At 34.8% G+C, this 20,508-nt stretch carries 17 protein-coding genes; 6 read left to right on the top strand and 11 right to left on the bottom strand.

All coding sequences use genetic code 11. From position 1 onward, the window contains the following. Positions 1 to 84: 84 nt before the first annotated feature. On the top strand, positions 85 to 1,047 hold the full coding sequence (locus CCAND38_RS10335; protein WP_042006576.1) for a Gfo/Idh/MocA family protein: 963 nt from the start codon (positions 85 to 87) through the stop codon (positions 1,045 to 1,047). A gap of 2 nt (positions 1,048 to 1,049) precedes the next feature. Beyond that, complete coding sequence (locus CCAND38_RS10330; protein ID WP_042345251.1) at positions 1,050 to 1,709, top strand: YggS family pyridoxal phosphate-dependent enzyme; 660 nt, start codon at positions 1,050 to 1,052, stop codon at positions 1,707 to 1,709. 119 nt (positions 1,710 to 1,828) lie between these two features. On the opposite strand, the gene CCAND38_RS10325 is transcribed toward CCAND38_RS10330, so the two are convergent. From CCAND38_RS10325 to lpxD, 9 genes are all read right to left on the bottom strand, one after another. Beyond that, positions 1,829 to 3,172 (bottom strand): TlpA family protein disulfide reductase, encoded by a 1,344-nt coding sequence (locus CCAND38_RS10325; RefSeq protein ID WP_042345250.1) that lies wholly within the window; start codon positions 3,170 to 3,172, stop codon positions 1,829 to 1,831. 192 nt (positions 3,173 to 3,364) lie between these two features. Next, positions 3,365 to 4,528: a class I SAM-dependent methyltransferase gene (locus tag CCAND38_RS10320; protein WP_042345248.1), complete on the bottom strand. Its 1,164-nt coding sequence runs from the start codon at positions 4,526 to 4,528 to the stop codon at positions 3,365 to 3,367. An 86-nt stretch (positions 4,529 to 4,614) separates the two neighbouring features. Further along, positions 4,615 to 5,007 (bottom strand): hypothetical protein, encoded by a 393-nt coding sequence (locus tag CCAND38_RS10315; RefSeq protein WP_042345246.1) that lies wholly within the window; start codon positions 5,005 to 5,007, stop codon positions 4,615 to 4,617. A 157-nt stretch (positions 5,008 to 5,164) separates the two neighbouring features. Further along, the gene (gene hemE / locus CCAND38_RS10310; protein ID WP_042345244.1) at positions 5,165 to 6,193 is read right to left on the bottom strand and encodes a uroporphyrinogen decarboxylase; all 1,029 of its coding nucleotides are present in this window, start codon (positions 6,191 to 6,193) and stop codon (positions 5,165 to 5,167) included. Between the two features lie 198 nt (positions 6,194 to 6,391). Then, the gene (gene tpiA, locus CCAND38_RS10305; protein ID WP_042345242.1) at positions 6,392 to 7,141 is read right to left on the bottom strand and encodes a triose-phosphate isomerase; all 750 of its coding nucleotides are present in this window, start codon (positions 7,139 to 7,141) and stop codon (positions 6,392 to 6,394) included. Positions 7,142 to 7,320: 179 nt separating this feature from the next. Next, on the bottom strand, positions 7,321 to 7,887 hold the full coding sequence (gene efp, locus CCAND38_RS10300) for an elongation factor P (protein ID WP_042006589.1): 567 nt from the start codon (positions 7,885 to 7,887) through the stop codon (positions 7,321 to 7,323). A 38-nt stretch (positions 7,888 to 7,925) separates the two neighbouring features. Then, entirely contained in the window at positions 7,926 to 8,717 is a 792-nt protein-coding gene (gene lpxA, locus CCAND38_RS10295; RefSeq protein WP_042006642.1) for an acyl-ACP--UDP-N-acetylglucosamine O-acyltransferase, read from the bottom strand. A 10-nt stretch (positions 8,718 to 8,727) separates the two neighbouring features. Continuing rightward, positions 8,728 to 10,122, bottom strand: coding sequence for a bifunctional UDP-3-O-[3-hydroxymyristoyl] N-acetylglucosamine deacetylase/3-hydroxyacyl-ACP dehydratase (locus CCAND38_RS10290; protein WP_042006591.1), 1,395 nt, complete (start codon positions 10,120 to 10,122; stop codon positions 8,728 to 8,730). Positions 10,123 to 10,136: 14 nt separating this feature from the next. Then, positions 10,137 to 11,156, bottom strand: coding sequence for a UDP-3-O-(3-hydroxymyristoyl)glucosamine N-acyltransferase (gene lpxD / locus CCAND38_RS10285; RefSeq protein WP_042006592.1), 1,020 nt, complete (start codon positions 11,154 to 11,156; stop codon positions 10,137 to 10,139). A gap of 407 nt (positions 11,157 to 11,563) precedes the next feature. Between lpxD and CCAND38_RS10280 the strand changes: the two genes are divergently transcribed. The 4 genes from CCAND38_RS10280 to CCAND38_RS10265 all read left to right on the top strand — a co-directional run bounded on the left by CCAND38_RS10280 (position 11,564) and on the right by CCAND38_RS10265 (position 15,190). Continuing rightward, on the top strand, positions 11,564 to 12,238 hold the full coding sequence (locus CCAND38_RS10280) for an alpha/beta hydrolase (protein ID WP_042006644.1): 675 nt from the start codon (positions 11,564 to 11,566) through the stop codon (positions 12,236 to 12,238). Positions 12,239 to 12,274: 36 nt separating this feature from the next. After that, positions 12,275 to 13,144 carry an ion transporter gene (locus tag CCAND38_RS10275; RefSeq protein WP_042006594.1) on the top strand — a complete coding sequence of 290 codons (870 nt, stop codon included), beginning with the start codon at positions 12,275 to 12,277 and terminating at the stop codon, positions 13,142 to 13,144. Next, complete coding sequence (miaA, locus tag CCAND38_RS10270; protein ID WP_042345240.1) at positions 13,137 to 14,042, top strand: tRNA (adenosine(37)-N6)-dimethylallyltransferase MiaA; 906 nt, start codon at positions 13,137 to 13,139, stop codon at positions 14,040 to 14,042. The genes CCAND38_RS10275 and miaA overlap by 8 nt, the downstream gene beginning before the upstream one ends. A 140-nt stretch (positions 14,043 to 14,182) precedes the next feature. After that, positions 14,183 to 15,190, top strand: coding sequence for a PTS sugar transporter subunit IIC (locus CCAND38_RS10265; RefSeq protein WP_231550030.1), 1,008 nt, complete (start codon positions 14,183 to 14,185; stop codon positions 15,188 to 15,190). Between the two features lie 69 nt (positions 15,191 to 15,259). Here the strand turns inward: CCAND38_RS10265 and CCAND38_RS10260 are convergent, their stop codons facing one another. Both CCAND38_RS10260 and CCAND38_RS10255 read right to left on the bottom strand, forming a co-directional pair. Then, positions 15,260 to 16,810: a DUF4301 family protein gene (locus CCAND38_RS10260; protein WP_042006601.1), complete on the bottom strand. Its 1,551-nt coding sequence runs from the start codon at positions 16,808 to 16,810 to the stop codon at positions 15,260 to 15,262. 255 nt (positions 16,811 to 17,065) lie between these two features. After that, a complete protein-coding gene (locus CCAND38_RS10255; RefSeq protein ID WP_156129801.1) occupies positions 17,066 to 20,464 on the bottom strand; it encodes a T9SS type B sorting domain-containing protein in 3,399 nt (1,132 codons plus the stop codon). Positions 20,465 to 20,508: the final 44 nt, after the last annotated feature.

Below are 20,508 nucleotides of genomic sequence, written 5' to 3'. Positions count from 1 at the left end.
CGATTCTTCTGTTATAAAATTAATGATTTTCAATAAATATTTTACTAATATTTTTTATATCTTTGTAGCTTTAAAACATAATAAATGAAACTAAAAGCAGGAGTTTTAGGAGCTGGACATTTAGGAAAAATACATCTACGATTGTTGAATCAATCTGAGAAATATGAATTAATGGGGTTTTATGACCCTGATAAAGAAAACGCTCAAAAGGTGAGTCAAGAGTTTGGTTATCACTGTTTTGATAGTATTGATTCGCTGATTGAATCTTGTGATATGGTCGATGTGGTTACCCCTACTTTGAATCATTTTGAATGTGCTGAGCGAATCATTACGAGGGGTAAGCACCTGTTTATAGAAAAACCAATAGCTAACACGGTTGAAGAAGCGGAACACATTATCGCTTTGGCAAAAAAACATAATGTTAAAGGTCAAGTCGGGCATGTAGAACGGTTCAATCCTGCTTTTTTAGCAGTGAAAAACAGCATTAACAATCCAATGTTTATTGAAGCACATCGTTTAGCTGAATTTAACCCTCGTGGTACAGATGTTCCCGTTGTGTTGGATTTAATGATTCATGACATTGATGTAATTCTAAGCATTGTACAATCAAAAGTAAAACATATTTCTGCAAGTGGAGCTTTAGTTATCAGTCAATCACCAGACATAGCCAACGCTCGTATTGAATTTGAAAATGGTTGTGTTGCAAATCTTACGGCAAGTCGTATTTCAATGAAAAATATGCGAAAATCACGATTTTTCCAGAAAGACGCCTATATATCAGTTGATTTTTTAGAGAAAAAGGTCGAAGTAGTCAAAATGAAAGACGCTCCCGAAATAGCAGGTGATTTCGATATGATTTTGCAAAATGCAGAGGGTGAAAAGAAACAAATATATTTTGAAGTCCCTGAAATTAAGGGAAATAATGCTATTCTAAACGAATTGGAAGTATTTGCCGATGCTATAAATAATAATACTACACCTGTTGTAACCCTAGAACAAGGTACGGAGGCTTTGCGAATAGCCAAACAAATCATCGAAAAATTGTAGATATGAATATTGCTGAGAATCTGAAAGGACTACAACAATCAATCCCTGAATGGGTTACGCTAGTTGCGGTCTCTAAATTCAAACCAATTGAAGATTTGCAAATAGCCTACGATGCTGGGCAGCGTATTTTTGGGGAAAGTAAAATTCAAGAAATGACCCAAAAAGAGGCTCTTATGCCAAAAGATGTACAATGGCATTTTATCGGGCATGTACAACGCAACAAAGTAAAATATATGGCACCTTATGTGAGCCTGATTCATGGTGTTGATAGCTTAAAACTGCTCGAAGAAATTAACAAACAAGCACTTAAACACAATAGAATTATTGATTGTCTGTTACAAATTCACATAGCTCAGGAGGAAAGTAAGTTTGGATTTGATCCCCAGGAAATTTTTAACCTTTTGGAAAATCCTACATTTGATAAATTACAAAATATACGTATAAAAGGTATCATGGGAATGGCTACCTTTACAGAAGATAAAAAACAAATAGCTTCTGAATTTCAATCACTTAAATCTGTTTTTGACGTACTAAAAAACAAACAACATCCTCTTTTGAATGTTGAAATTTTATCCATGGGGATGAGTGATGACTATCCAATAGCCATTGAGTGTGGGAGCACCATGATTCGTGTGGGGAGCAAAATTTTTGGATCTCGATAGAAAACTTTTACTCAGAAAATACTACTTCAGAAGTTACAAAATAGATTGATATATAAAAAACTGTCTACAGAAAATTTTCACTTCTCTAGACAGTTTTTATTATTTTGTATGATATTGGATTATAAGTTTTTAACCAATAATTCTTTAATTTCAGGAGATGATGGTCTCGGTGCGTCTGCAGATATTATTTTACCTTCTTTATCTAATAGAATGAATCTTGGGATAGACGAAACGGAATAATCTTGTATAAAATTTTGCCCCTCTGTTGTCATTTCAGCATACAATTGGATACCTTGTAATTTGTTTTCTTTCATATATCCCAACCATTTATCTTTATCTTGGTCAATAGAAATGCTCACAAAAGCAATATCTTTCCCATGAAATTCTTTCTCAAGAGCTTGTAATGCAGGAATTTCATTGAGACAAGGCTTACACCAAGTTGCCCAAATATCGATATAGACTAATTTCCCCTTCAAATCATCCAATGAAGTCTTTCCTCCTTTAAAATTTTCGTATTCAAATTTTGGAGAAATAACTCCTGCTTTTAAACTTTTCAATTTTTCCAATTCGGCATAAAGTTGCTCAGCATGTTTCAAATAATCTTCTTTGGTAACATTATCTTTTATAACCTTGTAAATGAATTCATTAGTTTCAGAACCATTTTGTGGATTCAGCGCAAAAACCAATTGTTCAGCAAACACACTTCTAATTTTAGCCGGTTTCACAGCTTGAATTTCTTCAGCCATAGCTTTCCAATCAGGCTCTTGGTTCATGTATTTCCCGAAGAAATTTTCCATAACCAATGCTTTGTATGTTTCAAACAACTCAAAATCAGTTTCGTTGGTGTAATCTACTTTATCTAATTCAGCTTTAAACTCAGCAGGCATCTCAATTTGTCTTCCACTGAATTGAGACTTAACACGTGGGTACAATGCTTTCAATTGCAAGTCAAAATAATGGTTTGATTTCTCTTCCAACTTAACAAATTCTTTTGGAAGTCCTTTATAGTTTCCTAAAAATTCATCATTTTGTTTTTTGATATCAGCAACTGTCGTTTTGAATCCATCCAGCTCCTCACTCAAGATTGTTTCTAAATTTTGTCGAGTTTCATTTATTTTTTTGTTTTTCTCACGTAAAAAGACTTGTATGATGGTGTCTTTTCCTGAGAAAGTTACTTTTTCAAGACTGATATTAATCCCTAATTCGTCTCCTTTTTGCAAATACAAAGGAACCATAGCCGTTTGTTGAACCAACAAATTGTAGTAGTTCGTACTGATTGTTAAAGTATCGGCAAACGTTCCATCAGATTTTACATTCAACGTATGACGTTCTGTTCCACCGATAAGTTCTACTGGCATTCCCATATAGCCATCTATTTTTCCTGAGAGAATTACATGGTCAGCCTTCTTTCCACACGCCACAAATCCGAGAGTAGCGAATGATACAATAAATAACTTTTTCATTTTCTGTATGTTACAATTAATATTAAAAAATCGGTGCAAGATACAATATTTTTCCGATGTATCTTATTTCTTTCCTAAGAAATTTTACTCCGAATCCGTATTAGAAAAATAAGCATTAAGAAACTCATCACCATAGAAGAAATAAAAAGTTGATATACAACAACGGTTATTGCATTATGAGATTATAGCTTATCAATAGTTATCTTCCTCTAATCTCCCTAAAATTATTTCTTTTCCTGCTACAGATTCTGTAAAAATTAAATAACGATTACCTCCTTCTTTAATTTTGTATTTTTTCTTGATTTCTTCCACTGAAAGAGGATAATTTTTGGAGATAATATTATATTTAGCTCCTTTTTCGATATTTTTTGCAGAAATTACTTCTGATTTAAGCCTACGACCTGGAAAATTAGGTGTTTTTATATCAGATGTATATAGATGTGTATTTGGGTGTAGCTTTTCTAGTCCAAAATGAACAGCTATATGACTAAAAGCTCCCGATTTGAGCAAAGCATTATTCGGAATATAGATAAAATTCTTCACTTTTGAGAAAGCAACATTTTTTTCATCCTTTTCATCGAAGAAAAATGTAAAAATGGGATCTTCATTGCCTAAGTTTATACATCTACACTCTGTTTTTGCTTCTATCTTATACCTATTTTGTGTGATAAAAATTTCTTTAACTTCGTTTTTTACTGCAATAATATCTATTTGCTCCACGAAAGGAAGTGTTTGTATCAAATAGGTCAAGTCAATCAACGGGGAGAGCTTTACTAATATTTTATCGGAAATATTCCACAACTGTGGTTGCAACTCCAAAAGATTGGGAGAAAGATCTTCCAGCAAAAATTTCTTCTTGTTATGAATATCTCGACGAGCGGGATCAATATAAATAACATCATATTTTTGTTGGTTTTTAGCCAGAAAATCAGTTGCATTTTGCAGATGAAAATTTGCATTCCTACCTAATATTTGCCAATTGTGTTTAACCAAGGACAGAAGTTCTGGATTTTGTTCTACCAAATGCACTTCTTCAAATCTTTTTGATAGGAAAAAGGCATCAATTCCCAGCCCACAGGTGAGGTCTAAAAATCGTTTTCCTCTAAGATTCAAGGATTTAAATTCAGCTGTTTGTTGCGATGAAGCTTGTTCCAAATTCAGATGTGGAGGAAAAATAATATTCTCATGGAGCAAAAAAGTAAATTTTCGCGAAGCCACGTTTCGTCCCACTATTTGCTGAGCTAACTCTTTATTGGTAACAGATTCAAAGATAGGCTTTTTCAGTAGTAGTTCTGAGATATTTATATCCTGATTAGTAAGAATGAAATTTTGAACTTTAGGATCTAAAATATTCATATATAACAAATTATACACAAACTTTATCCGATTTAGGAATGTTCTATTTTTAGGTTAATAATACTGTCAAATACTATTGTTTCTAATCAGAGTTCCTGCATTTTAGTAGCTAATGTTTCAATAAATTTTGAAATCGGATTTTTGACCATCATTGCCATCATTGGATTAAAACTTCCTTCAAATAGTAATTGAACTTCACTTTGATTTTCAGCTATTTGAACAATGTTAGTAATCAGCGTAAAAGGTATTTTATCTCCTACAGCTCCCATAACAATTTGTGTATAAGGTGTTTTGCTTTTTTTCTGCAAAGCAATTTCAGGCATTCCTTTCAAAGTAAAAACAAATGAATTTTCATCAATAACTTCAAATTTACTGATAGATTCAGGCATTAATTTTTTAAAGTTACGAAGATCTTCCAACATCGTAAACAGTTCTTGAGGGTTTTTGGAAACCACTACTTTTGGGCTTTCTAAATTCATCTTATGACTTTTATAAATAGATATATATAAAACAAGATTTACAAAAAAAGTACTTTCATTGTAAATCTTATTATTACATTGAAAAACAATGTTTTACAAAAAAAGTTTCTTAAGTAATATCTTACCTAAGTTTTTCATAATCCCAGAAAAACTTGCTCTATTTTTCTCTGTAAGATTTTACCGCCTCCACAAAAGCTTTTGCGTTTTCAACAGGAATGTTTGGCAGAATTCCGTGTCCTAGATTTACGATGTACCTATCTTTTCCAAAAGCGTCAATCATTTGATGTACCATTCTTTTGATTTCCGAAGGCGGAGAGAGTAATCGTGAAGGGTCAAAATTTCCTTGCAACGTGATTTTACCTCCCGTAAGTTCTCGAGCTATTTTCGGAGTACACGTCCAATCCACACCAAGGGCAGAAGCTTTCGATTTTGCCATTTCAGCAAGGGCAAACCAACAGCCTTTTCCAAAAACAATCACTTTAGTAAGTGGTGCTAACGCTTCTACAATCTGGTTGATATATTTCCAAGAAAATTCCTGATAATCAACAGGAGAAAGTACACCTCCCCAACTATCGAAAATTTGTACCGCATCAACCCCTGCTTTCACTTTTTCTTTCAGATACAAAATGGTCGTATCCGTAATTTTTTGCAACAATTTGTGTGCTGTTTGTGAATCTGTAAAACATAACTCCTTGGCAATGTTGAAGTCACGTGAACCTTTCCCTTCTACGGCATAACAGAAAATCGTCCAAGGAGACCCTGCAAACCCAATGAGAGGTACACGATTGTCAAGCATTTGTTTGGTAAGTTTGATGCCCTCCATCACGTATCCTAAAGTTTCGTGAATATCAGGAACTATCACATTTTCAACATCTTTGGCAGAACGAATCGGATTAGGAAGCCAAGGTCCTACCCCCGATTTCATCTCCACTTCAATATTCATCGCTTGTGGAACAACCAAAATATCTGAAAATAAAATAGCAGCATCAGTTCCTACAATATCAATAGGTTGCACTGTGATTTCCGCAGCTAATTCAGGAACTCGACAACGCGTGAAGAAATCATATTTATCGCGTAAAGCCCTAAATTCTGGCAAATATCTACCCGCTTGACGCATCATCCAAACCGGTGGACGCTCCACAGTTTCGCCATTCAAGGCTCTTAAAAATAAATCGTTTTGTAACATATTTAGGCAATAGGCAATAGGCAATAGGCAATAGGCAATAGGCAATAGGCAATAGGCAATAGGCAATAGGCAATAGGCTTTCCAAAATATTAAGATTTCAAATCCCAAAATCCAAGTATTTGAAAACTTAGCACTTGTATCTTGGTCTTGTTAACTTAAAACTATTGCCTATTACCTAATTGCTTCTCCCTCAAAAAATTAAATTCCGTTAATAATTGCAATAAAATCATCGGCTTTGAGTGACGCTCCTCCAATAAGTCCGCCATCAACGTCTGCTTTTGCAAAAATTTCTTTGGCATTATCAGGTTTTACGCTACCTCCGTAAAGAATTGAAACGCCGTCGGCTACTTCTTTTCCGTATTTATCAGCGAGTGTCTTACGAATAAATGCGTGCATTTCCTGAGCTTGTTCAGGTGAAGCGGTTTCACCCGTTCCGATTGCCCAAACAGGTTCGTAGGCTAAAACGATATTTTTCCACGCATCGGCAGACAAATGGAATAATCCATTTTTAATCTGATTTTCAACTACTTTAAAATGATTATTTGCTTTTCTGTCCGCTAATTCTTCTCCGATACAAAATACCATTCGAATATTGTGTTTCAAGGCTGTGTCTGCCTTTTTAGCCAATGACTCGTCAGTTTCGTTAAAATAAGCACGACGCTCCGAATGTCCTAAAATTACAGTTTTTACGCCTATGCTTTTTAACATTTCAGCTGAAATTTCACCTGTGTAAGCTCCGTTTTCAGCAAAATGCATATTTTGAGCAATCACTTCAACAGCAGTTCCTTTTGCTGCTTCAGTTGCGGGAATTAAATTCACAAAAGTAGGAGCTACCATCACTTCTGCTTCTGTTTTAGGTAATTTTTTTAATAAATCAGCGATTAATTCTGTTGATTTTTTCAGGTCATTGTTCATTTTCCAATTTCCTGCTACAATTTTTTTTCTCATATCTTGTATTTTTACGATAAATAACTAATGTAAAATTAGCCACAAAAATACAATTTTTTATGAAATACATCAAGACATCCCGAAATTTATTTTGAAGCGGGAATGAATTGATATATTTGAAGAGAAATAAAAAAGCTACCCTTTTTGGATAGCTTTATCTTATAGACGATTTTAGGTATTTAATCTTTCATACGTTCAACATACGTACCTTTTTCGGTCTCTACCTTAATACGGTCACCCTCATTAATAAAAAGAGGTACGTTTACGATAGCTCCTGTTTCAACTGTAGCTGGTTTTGTCGCGTTTGTTGCTGTATTTCCTTTTACACCCGGTTCTACATGAGTCACTGTAAGAATTACGTTTGCAGGCATTTCTACTGACAATGGAGATTCATCCTCAGCATTAAAAATAATCATTACAATTTCACCTTCTTTCAACAAATCAGGGCTTTCTAACATGTCTTTTCGAATATGTACTTGGTTGTAATCTTCGGTGTTCATAAACACAAAATTATCTCCCTCCTCATACAGATATTGGAATGAACGTGTCTCAACACGTACATCTTCAATTTTGTGTCCTGCTGAAAAGGTGTTATCCAAAATTTTTCCCGTAGTAACGCTTTTCAATTTCGTACGAACAAAAGCTGGTCCTTTTCCAGGTTTAACATGTAAAAATTCAATGATTTTGTAAATGTCATGATTGAAACGAATGCACAATCCTTTTTTGATGTCTGCTGTTGTTGCCATTTATTTTAGTTCTTGTTTCTATAAATTTTTAATATTTTTTAAAGTGTTGATACTCCCATGTATCCTTTCATAATCCCTCGTGATGAATTTCGGATAAAATCTAAAATTTCATCTCGTTCAGGAGTAGCCTCCATTTCAGCTTCCACGATGGATAAGGCTTGTCCGATGTTGTATTTTTTTTGGAAGATAATTCGGTAAATATTTTGGATTTCACGTATTTTTTCAGCGGTAAATCCTCGTCTGTGTAGCCCTACTGAATTAATACCAACATAGGACAACGGTTCACGAGCTGCCTTCACGTATGGAGGTACATCCTTTCGAACTAACGACCCTCCTGTTACAAAAGCATGATTACCGATGTTTGCAAATTGTTGAACAGCTACCATACCTGCCAAAACCACAAAATCGCCAACAGTAGTGTGTCCAGCCAATGTTGTGTTATTTGAAAAAATGCAATGATTTCCTACAAAACAGTCATGAGCAATATGGCTGTATGCCATAATCCAACAATTTTCACCTACCACTGTTTTCATTTTATCAGAAGTTCCTCGATTGATAGTCACACATTCGCGGATGGTAGTCCCATCACCGATGATGGCTACAGTTTCTTCATTCTGAAATTTTTTATCTTGTGGGATAGCCGAAATTACAGCACCAGGAAAGATCGAACAGTTTTTTCCGATACGAGCTCCTTCCATAATGGTTACATTTGAACCTATCCAAGTACCTTCACCAATTTCTACGTTATTATGAATAGTCGTAAAAGGTTCTATAACAACATTTTGAGCTATTTTTGCCCCTGGATGTACGTATGCTAAGGGTTGATTCATCGCTTTGAGATTAAGATTCTTTAACTTTAACAATTTGAGCCATCAGCTCTGCTTCGGTCGCTAATTTTCCATTTACATAAGCATATCCTTGCATATGACAAATACCTCTTCGGATTGGGGTAAGCAATTCCAACTTGAAAATTAAGGTATCTCCTGGCATTACTTGTATTTTGAACTTCACATTGTCAATTTTCATAAAATAAGTTAAGTAATTTTCAGGATCTGGCACAGTACTCAGAATTAAGACCCCTCCAGCTTGAGCCATTGCCTCAATTTGCAATACTCCTGGCATGACAGGAGCTCCAGGGAAATGCCCTACAAAAAAAGGTTCATTCATTGTTACATTTTTCAAACCAACTACGTGCTTATCTGAAAGTTCATAAATTTTATCGACCAATAAAAACGGAGGACGATGTGGTAATAATTTTGATATATCATTGATATTCAGTAAAGGAGGTTGGTTGATATCAATTGTAGGAACATTGTTTCTACGTTCATTTTTGATAATTTTGGACATTTTCTTTGCAAACTGTGTGTTCGTAAAGTGTCCTGGCTTAGTAGCTATAACTTTTCCTCGGATGCGTGTCCCAACCAAAGCTAAATCACCAATAACATCTAATAGTTTGTGACGTGCTGCTTCATTGGAATAGTGCAAGGTTAAATTGTTCAAGATTCCATTTGGAGTCACAGAAATGTCCTCTCTATTAAAAACCTTTTTCAACTTTTCGATGGTCTCTTCTGAAATCTCTTTGTCTACATACACAATGGCATTGTTCAAATCACCACCTTTGATAAGCCCGTGATCAATAAGCATCTCCAATTCGTGCAAGAAACTGAAAGTACGTGCATTAGCGATAGTATCTTTAAATTCAGACAATCGATACAAATAAGCGTTCTGGGTTCCCAAAATTTTTGTACCGAAATCAACCATGGTTGTAACCTGATATTCATCGGCAGGAATTAAGGTTATTTCACTTCCTGTTTCTTCATTTACGTATGAAATAACTTCTTTGACAACATATTCCTGGCGAGGAGCATCTTGAGCTTCAATACCCGCTTTTTCAATGGCTTCCACAAAAAGACGAGACGAACCGTCCATAATAGGGGGTTCAGAAGCGTTTAGCTCAATGATAACATTATCCAAATCCATCCCTACTAAGGCTGCTAAAACGTGTTCACAGGTTTGAATGCGTACACCTTTTTTCTCTAAAACAGTACCTCTTTCGGTATTGGTTACGTAATTTACATCGGCTTCAATGACAGGATTTCCTTCCAAATCAACACGAACAAACGTAAATCCATTATCAATAGGAGCAGGTTTTAACGTCATTTTTACGTTTTGCCCTGTATGCAATCCAACTCCTTCTAAAAAAACTTCCTTAGATAAAGTATTTTGGTTTACCATACTTTCTTTATGTCTTATTTAATTTTACTTTCTAGTTGTTCTATTTTTTTTAAAATATCGGGGAGTTTTCGGAAAACCACGTACGCTTTATTGTACTCCGCATAGCTCAACGCGGGGGTTCCTTGTAAGGTTTCCTCATCCTTAACATTACGACCAATTCCTGTTTGAGCTTGAATTTTTACGTGATTTCCTATAGTCAAATGCCCAGCAATGCCCACTTGTCCGCCAATCATGCAACTCTCCCCTATCTTGGTTGACCCTGCTACCCCTGTTTGCGCGGCTATGACTGTGTTCTTTCCAATCTCAACATTATGAGCGATTTGCACTAAATTATCTATTTTTACTCCTTTTCCAATAACAGTAGATCCTAAAGTAGCTCTATCAACTGTTGCTCCTGCACCAATATCAACATAGTCTTTAATGATAACATTACCTATCTGTGGTACTTTGTTGTAGAATCCTTCTTGAACAGGGGCAAATCCGAATCCATCAGCACCCAAAACCACTCCGGCGTGTAGAGTGCAATGCTTTCCAATAACTGTTTCTGAGTAGATTTTACAACCAGCAAAAATAGTGGTATTATCATCAATAGTTACATTATCACCAATATAGGTGTTAGGATATATTTTTACATTGTTTCCAATTTGTACATTTTCCCCAATATAAACAAACGCACCTACATAAATATTTTCTCCCAAAATTGCTGATGATGAAATGAATGAAGGATTTTCAATGCCCACTTTGTTAAGTTTAATTTGGTTGTAATATTCCAATAATTTTGAAAAAGCGGAATAGGCATCCTCTACTTTCACCAGCGTCACTTCAAGTGGACTATCTGGGTAAAACGATTTATTAACTATAGCAATAGATGCTTTGGTAGTATATATGTGGTGTTTGTATTTTGGATTTGCCAAAAAAGTGATACTCCCCTCCTCGCCTTCTTCAATTTTTGCAAGTTTATAAACTTCAACATTCGGATTTCCTTCAACCTCCCCGTTCAGTATATTGGCTATTTGTAAAGCTGTAAATTTCACCTTTATTTATATAATTAATTGACTATTAATTTTATACAAAGAAAAAGAACCGAAGAATTAGGATTCTTCCTCTTTAAAACACACGGTTTTCGCAACAAAAGTATAAAAATTATTTAAAAAAACAGCGTTTTAAAGAAACTTATTTACAAGTTTTCTTCCCGAGTGAAAATAAAACTAATAGGCTTTATAGTATGGTTCTAAAAAATTTTCTTCTTTGTTATGAGGCGTAGTCATGTATTCAAAATTACGACTTCTTTTGTTCTAAATGTATATTTTTTTCTGAATATCTATTCAAAAATATTTTTTACTATATATTTTTTCCTTACCTTTGTGTTTAGTTTTTTCCTCAGTGGACAACCGAAAAGATAAATACTAACTTAAAATAATAAAAATAAAAGGATAATATGATGAAGATGGAAAACCAACTTCCGTTGGAATATGTGATGCGAGAGCCTTTGAAAAAAGCAAGACGTTCGCCTGTGATTTTTATGCTACACGGATACGGAAGCAATGAAAAAGATCTATTCTCTTTTGCAGATGAATTGCCTGAAGAATATGCAATCATTTCTATTCGAGCACCTTATGAGCTATCTACGTTTGGCTATGCTTGGTTTTCGCTTTATTTTGATATTGAAAATACCCCACATGCTGATAACGAAGAAGCGATAAAATCACGTGATTTAATAATGCATTTCATTGAAGAGGCATGTAAATTACATAAATTGGATGCGAAAAATGTAACTTTAATCGGATTTAGCCAAGGGAGTATTTTGAGTATGGCTATTGCAATTTCTTATCCCCGAAAAATACGCAATGTTATTGCATTGAGCGGGTATTTGAACATGGATATTCTCAAAGAAAGTTATAAAAAACAAAAGCATTTTCCAATAAATTTCTACGTATCGCATGGAACTAGTGATCAGGTAATTCCAATTGATTGGGCGAGAAAAATCCCTGAATTTTTAAAGAAAATCAAAGCTGATTTTGTGTATGAAGAATTTCCTGTGGGACATGGTGTGGCTCCACAAAATTTCTATTCATTCCGAGAATGGTTGAAAAAGCGAAGTGCTGCTGATAATTAACGGAATTAACTTACAAATAACATATTAAAACAAAAGATGCGAGGTGTTTTTAAATCTAAATACGACATTTTAAAGCAAAAAGCTTACGTAATTATCTACGGAACAAATACCCCTTTGGGGAAGCTTTTTGATATAGTACTGCTCATTCTCATTTTTTTGAGTGTGATCATGGTGATGTTGGAAAGTGTGAAAGATATTGACCATCAAGCACATGGAGTTTTAGTATTTTTGGAATGGGTAATCACCGTTTTTTTTACTTTGGAGTATATTTTACGAATCATTTCCAATAAAAAGCCTTTGCAATATATTTTTAGTTTTTATGGGATCATTGATTTGATTTCTATTCTTCCAATGTACTTGTCGTTTTTTATTCCAGGCTCAAAAGCACTTTCGGTGGTAAGAGCATTACGTTTGTTACGGGTGTTCCGTATTTTGGATCTGGTCAGCTTTACCAATCAGGGAAATGAGTTAAAAATGGCTTTGCGTACTAGTAGGAATAAGATTATTGTGTTTATTTATTTCGTATTAGTAATTTGTGTGTTATTGGGTTCAGTAATGTATGTTATTGAAAGTGAGGAAAGTGGTTTTACAAGTATCCCTAAAAGTATTTATTGGTGTATTGTAACTTTAACTACGGTAGGGTATGGCGACATTGCTCCTACCACAATTCTGGGACAAATGATAGCTTCGTTTGTAATGATTTTGGGGTATGGTGTCATTGCTGTTCCAACAGGGATTGTAACGGCTGAGTTTTCACGTACTAGGACTAAATTCAGAGCTACTATTTCTGAACAGAAAACCGATCAAGTTCAAAAAAAATGCCAATCTTGTGGACACACAAATCATCAGAGACAGGCGAAATTCTGTTGCCAATGTGGAACTTCGTTGAAAAATGCCGATGTTTAAAGAAAAGAAACTTATCACAGTTGTAGGGCCTACAGCCATTGGAAAAACACGTTTAGCAATTGCCTTGGCTAAACATTTTAACACTGAAATCATTTCGTGTGATTCTCGACAATTCTTCAAAGAGATGTCTATCGGGACGGCCGTTCCTAATTCATTTGAGTTGGAACAAGCTCCGCACCATTTCATCCAACATAAGAGTATCCACGAGCCTTATTCTGTAGGTGATTTTGAGCGTGATGCTATTGAACTACTCAATCAATTATTTGAAAAGCAAAATATTGTGATCATGGTTGGTGGTAGTGGCTTGTATGTCAATGCTGTTACACAAGGGCTAGACGATTTTCCGGAAGTTTCATCGGCCATTCGTGAGGAACTCAATCAGAATTATGCACAGCAAGGAATTGGCTACTTGCAAGAACTCCTTAAAAAATTAGACTTTCAGCAATATCAGAAAATGGATATTCAGAATCCACAACGAATGATACGTTCTCTAGAAGTTTGCTTGGCAAGTGGAAAACCATACTCTTCATTTTTGAAACAAACGGAAATAAAACGTAATTTTTCAGTCATCGAAATAGGGTTGACTGCCGACAGAGATATTGTTTATGATCGTATTAACCAACGCGTGGAATTAATGCTTGAACAAGGACTGCTATGTGAAGCTCAGGATTTATATCCGTACAAGCATCTAAACGCTTTGCAAACTGTAGGCTATCGTGAGTTGTTCGATTTTTTTGATTGTAAATGCTCTTTTGATTTTGCAGTTGAAGAGATTAAAAAAAATACCCGTCGATTTGCTAAACGACAATACACATGGTTTCGGAAAAATACAAATATACAATGGTTTGATTATAAGGTAGATATAAGAGATGTTTTTGAATATTTACTTAACTATTAATTCAACAATGTATTTTCAAAATTGCTGAAATTTTTAAATTTAAACGTTATTTTACTGTTTTTCAGATAGAAATGTGAAAACTAAAATCGTCAAGTTATTTCATATTTGAGTTTAAATAGAATAAAGAGCCGATGTACAATATGATAGCAAAATTTTTAAAAGAAAAAAATATAGAAATCAGCTTGAAGCGCTATGGTATTGATGCTCTTAATGCTATGGCATTAGGGCTTTTTGGATCGTTAATTATTGGTTTAATTCTCAAAAATATAGGAACTTGGACAGGTTTTGATTGGTTAGTCGGTGCAGGAAATCAAGCACAATCAGCAATGGGAGCTGCTATTGGTGTTTGCGTAGCTCATAGGTTATCGGCTTCAATTTTAGTTGTTGGAGCTACTGCTGTGGTCGGATTGTCAGCTGCTTCGTTAGGTGGCCCTATGGGATGTTTTGTAGCTGTACTTTTTGCAGTAGAATTCGGAAAATTAGTTGATAAAACAACTAAAATTGATATTATAGTTACGCCCCTCACTACGATATGTATAGGGTTGGGAATATCACAACTTATTGGAGAACCCATACAGTTGGTAATGAATAAAATAGCAGAGTTCATCACATGGTCAGTAGCTTTACATCCTGTAATAATGGGAGTTATAATTTCGGTGGTTATGGGAGTAATTTTAACCTTACCGATTTCGAGTGCAGCGGTAGCTATTTCTTTATCTCTCAGTGGCTTAGCTGCAGGGGCTGCTACTGTAGGATGTTGTGCTCAAATGGTAGGATTCGCCGTGATGGGCTATAAAGAAAATCGAATGGGTGGATTATTGAGTATAGGATTGGGAACGAGTATGTTACAGATGCCTAATATTATTCGAAATTGGAAAATATGGCTTCCTCCCATCATAACAAGTGCTATTTTAGGCCCTGTTGCTATACTTGTTTTTGGTATGCAAAACGTACCCTCAGGTGCAGGGATGGGTACAAGTGGGTTGGTAGGACAAATTGGCACTTTTGATGCAATGGGAAGTGGTTGGCAAGTAATTTTAGCTGTAGTGTTACTGCATTTCCTATTTCCTGCTTTAATATGCTGGTCATTAAGTTTTTGGTTTCGTAAAAAAGGATGGATCAAAGAGGGAGATTTATTGTTAAGATAGGAAAAAGAGACTTTTGGGTTAATAATAAATATCCAAAAATCTCTCTTTTCTATTAAGAATGTTCGTTTTTTATGCCTGATGCGTTTTCTTAAGTAAATCGTTGACTGTTTTCACAGGGTTAAATGTGATAAGTGGTACTTCAACAAAAATAGTAATCCAATTTGCCATCGAACCATTCCATAATCCAGGGCGTTCAAGTGCTTTTAGTGGTTTCCCCATATAGGTTTTGTTTGTAATAAAAGCTTGTTTGGGGTCCACGAACTGATGTAAGTCGAACTTTTCTCCTTTAAAGTTTTTTGTGCCACAAACCAAATCTACTGGATTAAAATGCGTAGCTTGTTGGAAAATTTCTTTCTGTTGCGGATTATTCAAGTCAACTTGAGCTGATTCAATAATTTGTAAACTTAAATTTCCATCCGAATTTCTAACCCAGAAAGGGCCACCTCCTGGCTCACCTTCGTTTTTTACCATTCCACATACACGAATCGGTCGGTTGAGTTGCTCTTCTATAAATTCTAAAGCGTAATGACGCTTAAATTTATACAGATAATCAGGCACATAGATATTTATTTCCTTTAAGAAATTTAGAATTTTAGTTACTTCTTTCTTCTTAACTTTGTTATTTTCAATACGTTTTAGAATATGAAAGACATCGGACTGCACTTCCCGAAGTTTTCCTGCCAAAGCCTCTTTGTAGAAAACCGTTTCGTCTGTGTATTTTTTAACTACCACATTGTCAATATTTTTAATGAAAATAACATCAGCATCTACCTCATTGAGGTTGTCTAGTAATGCTCCATGCCCTGATGGACGGAATAATAGGTTTCCATTTTCATCTCTGAAATATTCATTGCTTTCCGTTACAGAAACCGTGTCTGTACTTGGTTTTTGGTAAGAAAAATTGACATCAAATTTGATATTATAGCGTTCTTCTAAATTGGGTTTGATGTCGCTCAGTTCTTTATTGAAAGCATCGGTATGCTGTTCGGTAATTGTAAAGTGAAGATGAGCTAATTCCTCACCTGAAGCATACATCACAGATTCCCGAAAATGCTCCTCAAAGGCGGTAGCTATTTTTTCAGAATGTTTATGAAAAGGAAGTAATCCTTTTGGAAGATTACCATAGTTCAATCCGTTTTCTCCAAGTAAGGTTGAAACTAAAATATGTTTTTGATTATCTTCGTTTTGGGAATGAAATTCTGGGATATTTTTTGCAATATAATCCATCAGAATGGGATAAAATGCAAATTTTTCCAATCCATTGAAGAAAACTTCCATTTCTTTATCACCTTTTCTTTTGATGTAGGCTTTAAAAGATTCTTTTTCAGGATCAAAATTATCTTTAAATGCAAAAAGTGATTTAAACATTCGTGTAGCAGCTCCTGATGCGGGAACAAATTTTAAAATTGAAATACCTTTTTTCTTTTTTTGGTAAATAGCGGCATATTTAGCGGTTTCTTCCTTCGAAAAAGAGATAATTCCATTACCGATAGTGGCTGCAGATTCTAATTCAATTGGAGGGACACCCTCTTTAAAAAGTGCTATCTGTTTGTGAAGCATCTCCTCCGTAATTCCCTTTTGAGTTAATAGCTGTTGATCTTTTTGGGTAAGCTTGGTCATATTTTTAATTTTTTAATATTATTTTTTGTAAACGAATTATTTTATTTTTCTTCTTTCTGACAGAAGAATAAAAATAACCTCCTACAAAGTTACAAAAAATATTTAAAAATATTCAGAATCTGCTTGATTTTTTTTTGAGAATTTACTCTTTGGGCAATGACAAAAAATACGTCAGATTATATGTAATTTGTTGTAAATACAACCGTAGTTATAGTACTTCCATGGATTTTACTTTCTAAAGTTGAATTCTTACAATTAGCGATAAAGTGTTAAATTACCTCGATATAGCTCTGTTCCAAACCAATTGAGTCTCAGGATATACCAATAATCTCCTGAAGGCATTTTTTTTCCTTTGTAAGTACCATCCCAAGTTTCATTTCTACGCAGAATTTTCAATGTTCGTCCGTGTCGATCAATTATGTCTAACCTAAGTTTAGGATATCCACTTGCATTGCGAACTCCCCAAGTGTCGTTCACTCCATCTCCGTCGGGGGTAAAATAGTTCGGAAGTTCTATGTCTACGAATAAAGCCTCAAATTGCGATTCGAAATAACATCCCAAATCGTCCTCTATTCGTACACTTACTTTTTTTATACTATTCCCGTTAGCATCCGTATATCCAATATCTGTGGATTTGAAATAGTAAATATATTCATCGGAAGGAACTCCGTTGTAATATATGGTATGATTACCACTACCTCCATTCACATTAAACTCAATTGCCGAAAGTAATTTTGTAGGTTGTACTTGTGTAATATTTAAACTCGTAACTTTTTCAAAATCAATATTTTTAACTATCGAACATCCATCGTAATGTATCGTAATTTGTTGATTTGTTTCATTCGATAGATTTTTTTGGTGGATATATGCTCTGTTTTTTGAAAGCTTATCAAACGTTTGTGTGGCAATGCTTTCCCCAAGGCTGTAACTGAGTTTATTTACGTCTAAATTTGTCGAAACGAAATCTAATATTAAATAAGAAATACTTTCATTATCTTCACAGGCTTGTTCTTGTGAGACAATAAAGTCTAAATTTGCAGCAGCTGTTACTGTAAAACTACGGGTTACGACACACGAAAGAGCATCTGTGACGCTCAACAAATAGTTTGCAGGGGCTAAATGATCAAATGTTATGACACCTTCGGTCATGACAGACCTATTTTCAGTGTTTCCTGTGTTTTGATTAGTTAAAATTATCGTGTAAGAGGCTGTTCCTCCTTTAATTTGGAATGAGAACGATGCATCATTCTGCTCAAAGCAGGTTTCATTTGTAACCTTTTCCGATTCCAAATTGAGGTTTACATCCTTTATTATTACATTTGGAATTTCGATTGTACAGTCGGATGCTAATCGTTCTTTTTTACGGATATATACAGTATAATTTCCGTTTTTGGTAATCTCGAATGATGGATTTTCTTGATAATTTGTAGGATTAGTTCCCGATAAGGCTACAGCAAATTCGTAATTACCTGAAATTCCTAATACATTGATTTTTCCTGGATTACAGGAAATATTTTCAGTACTAACTGTAGGATTTATGGGAGAGGTATGCACTCTAAAAAAGTAGGGAGCGGTACATCCGTTTGTGAAAGTTAGAAGTACTTTATAAATACCCTCTTCCTCAATGGCTATGCTTTTTCCAATATGTATTTGTTGCCAATTTGAGTCTGTTGGTGGACAATTTTCAGTGATTTTTAAAGTTTCTCCTGTGTGTTTTTGCCATTCGATACTTGTTACATTCGAAACGGTGTTTAAATCAAAAGTAATGGATGCCGTCGCCCCACAAATAAATACTTGCGGAAAAGATATCTTAGAGGCTTCGCACTTAAAGTTAGTAGTGGTATATGGAACAATAGGGTTGTATTCCTGTCGAATAGTAGTATTCATATCATATATTTCCTTACGAGGGAGACATCCCTTTTTAGTTTTAGCGACGGTGTATTGTCCGCCTTGTGCAATGATTAGTTTTTGTGAATTGCTAACCACTTGTCCACTACCATTTGTCCATACATATGAATCGTAACCACTCTCAGCAGTTAGTGTTTTATTTTCACCACAGAATAATTCTGTTTGTTGCATAGGAGTACATCCGCTTATGTCAACATAAAAAATAGTTTCTTCAGGCACACCGATATTGCATGGATTTATTTCTGAATAACTTCCTAAATCGTTAATGATTTCGCTATTTTTCATTCCTTTATAAATGGAATAGGCTTTATTAACGACAGTTTCTGAACAAATCGTAGAAAAATCATTACAATCATTGCTCAATTTCACAGCAAAACGTATCTTCTGTTTAGCACTTCCTTCGGTAACTAAAGCGTTAGGAACGGTGAATATGAGTTGAGTTTCTCCGTTAGTTGTTGTGGTTAAAGAATAAGTGACTCCCACAGGAATCTCTACAGGAATGGTCGTATCAAAGGTTACATTTTTGGGCAATATATCCGTAATAGAATAGTCAATAGCATCGTCATTTCCTACATTTTGAAACTCCAATCCATAGTAAACGGTTGTTCCTAAGGGAATTATTTGTTTGTTTAGCACATTTTGGGAAACGTCTTCCACGGTTTTAAGCAAATTCATCTTCGGTTCGATAACTTCTACCTCGAAAGCACTGAAAAATACGTCAAATTTATCTCCTGTGGTCGAAGCCTTGAAATTTGCGGAAGTTTGGTTGTTACCAATCACTGAATTATTTGAATTTTCAATAGAAAAAAGGTCAATATCCCAACCCAAACTATTAGTTGAAGCAGGGCGACGGTCGTTCATATAACTATTTTCATAGCTTATTGAACTATTAAAAAAATTATTTGTAGGATTAACATCATTGGACAATCCCATGTAAGAGCCATTGGGTCGTAAGATTGAGAGTCTATCACCCTTGATCTGTTTATCGCCTTCCAAAGCAGCTATTCCAAAACGAGCTTTTACGGGTAACGGAGCAGGTAAGGTTTTAAATCCAGAAAAGGTGAAGGTCATCTCCATAGGTATGTTGTTGTTGGTTTCTATACTTGCGTATCCATCAAAAGTTGAGATATTTTTAGTAGTTTGTGAAGGATCTTCGTAGATGATTACCAAAAGCCATCCTGCCGAAGTACCTCCAAATTTTTCTGTCAGCAAAGTTTCCGTAGCTCTGACGTTTGCTACTACGTACTCCCCTATCGGATTTTCATCTGTTAAAATGTGAGTAATGTCTTTGTAGCATACATAAGGATTGTAGGCGATGGTTTGTGTAGCCGTAAAACTGTCGTAGATATAAGTATCAGCCTCTAAATCAATGTATGTTTCTTTTGAAGGAATTTTGATTTTTATGTTATTTTTTGTGCTATCTTTCGTATCATACATTCCTCCCCAATAAAGTCCCGCGTATTTCACCCTAGAACAAGTGCTGGACAAATTCAAAGAAGCGGCACTCGAACTGAAAGTTGTAGCGTCGTTATCCACATCAATATATGACATTCGTAATCTATCATTAGTTTCATCTCCATGATACGCCATATTTGAAGGTTGATTATTAACCACATTATTCCCAATCATGCGAAGCCCTCCTCTTAAGTTTTCTTGTTTACGCAACTTAAAAGGAATTATTTCTTGAGCAAAAATCGCTGAATTTATTGTTAATAATAACAGTAGTATGCCTCTCTTAATTGTCATTTTGTTATTTTACTGTATTAAATGTTTTGAAGTTAAGTACAAAG

The organism is Capnocytophaga canis (genome assembly GCF_000827555.1).
In the GTDB taxonomy this organism is placed as follows: domain Bacteria; phylum Bacteroidota; class Bacteroidia; order Flavobacteriales; family Flavobacteriaceae; genus Capnocytophaga; species Capnocytophaga canis.
Note: the sequence above shows the minus strand (reverse complement) of the source record. Positions and strands in the feature narration are given on the sequence as shown.

Bases quoted from the DNA above. Each gene is read 5' to 3' on its own strand.
- CCAND38_RS10335 (WP_042006576.1), top strand. From the start codon at position 85: ATGAAACTAAAAGCAGGAGTTTTAGGAGCTGGACATTTAGGAAAAATA.
- CCAND38_RS10330 (WP_042345251.1), top strand. From the start codon at position 1,050: ATGAATATTGCTGAGAATCTGAAAGGACTACAACAATCAATCCCTGAA.
- CCAND38_RS10325 (WP_042345250.1), bottom strand. From the start codon at position 3,172: ATGAAAAAGTTATTTATTGTATCATTCGCTACTCTCGGATTTGTGGCG.
- CCAND38_RS10320 (WP_042345248.1), bottom strand. From the start codon at position 4,528: ATGAATATTTTAGATCCTAAAGTTCAAAATTTCATTCTTACTAATCAG.
- CCAND38_RS10315 (WP_042345246.1), bottom strand. From the start codon at position 5,007: ATGAATTTAGAAAGCCCAAAAGTAGTGGTTTCCAAAAACCCTCAAGAA.
- hemE (WP_042345244.1), bottom strand. From the start codon at position 6,193: ATGTTACAAAACGATTTATTTTTAAGAGCCTTGAATGGCGAAACTGTG.
- tpiA (WP_042345242.1), bottom strand. From the start codon at position 7,141: ATGAGAAAAAAAATTGTAGCAGGAAATTGGAAAATGAACAATGACCTG.
- efp (WP_042006589.1), bottom strand. From the start codon at position 7,887: ATGGCAACAACAGCAGACATCAAAAAAGGATTGTGCATTCGTTTCAAT.
- lpxA (WP_042006642.1), bottom strand. From the start codon at position 8,717: ATGAATCAACCCTTAGCATACGTACATCCAGGGGCAAAAATAGCTCAA.
- CCAND38_RS10290 (WP_042006591.1), bottom strand. From the start codon at position 10,122: ATGGTAAACCAAAATACTTTATCTAAGGAAGTTTTTTTAGAAGGAGTT.
- CCAND38_RS10280 (WP_042006644.1), top strand. From the start codon at position 11,564: ATGAAGATGGAAAACCAACTTCCGTTGGAATATGTGATGCGAGAGCCT.
- CCAND38_RS10275 (WP_042006594.1), top strand. From the start codon at position 12,275: ATGCGAGGTGTTTTTAAATCTAAATACGACATTTTAAAGCAAAAAGCT.
- miaA (WP_042345240.1), top strand. From the start codon at position 13,137: ATGTTTAAAGAAAAGAAACTTATCACAGTTGTAGGGCCTACAGCCATT.
- CCAND38_RS10265 (WP_231550030.1), top strand. From the start codon at position 14,183: ATGATAGCAAAATTTTTAAAAGAAAAAAATATAGAAATCAGCTTGAAG.
- CCAND38_RS10260 (WP_042006601.1), bottom strand. From the start codon at position 16,810: ATGACCAAGCTTACCCAAAAAGATCAACAGCTATTAACTCAAAAGGGA.
- CCAND38_RS10255 (WP_156129801.1), bottom strand. From the start codon at position 20,464: ATGACAATTAAGAGAGGCATACTACTGTTATTATTAACAATAAATTCA.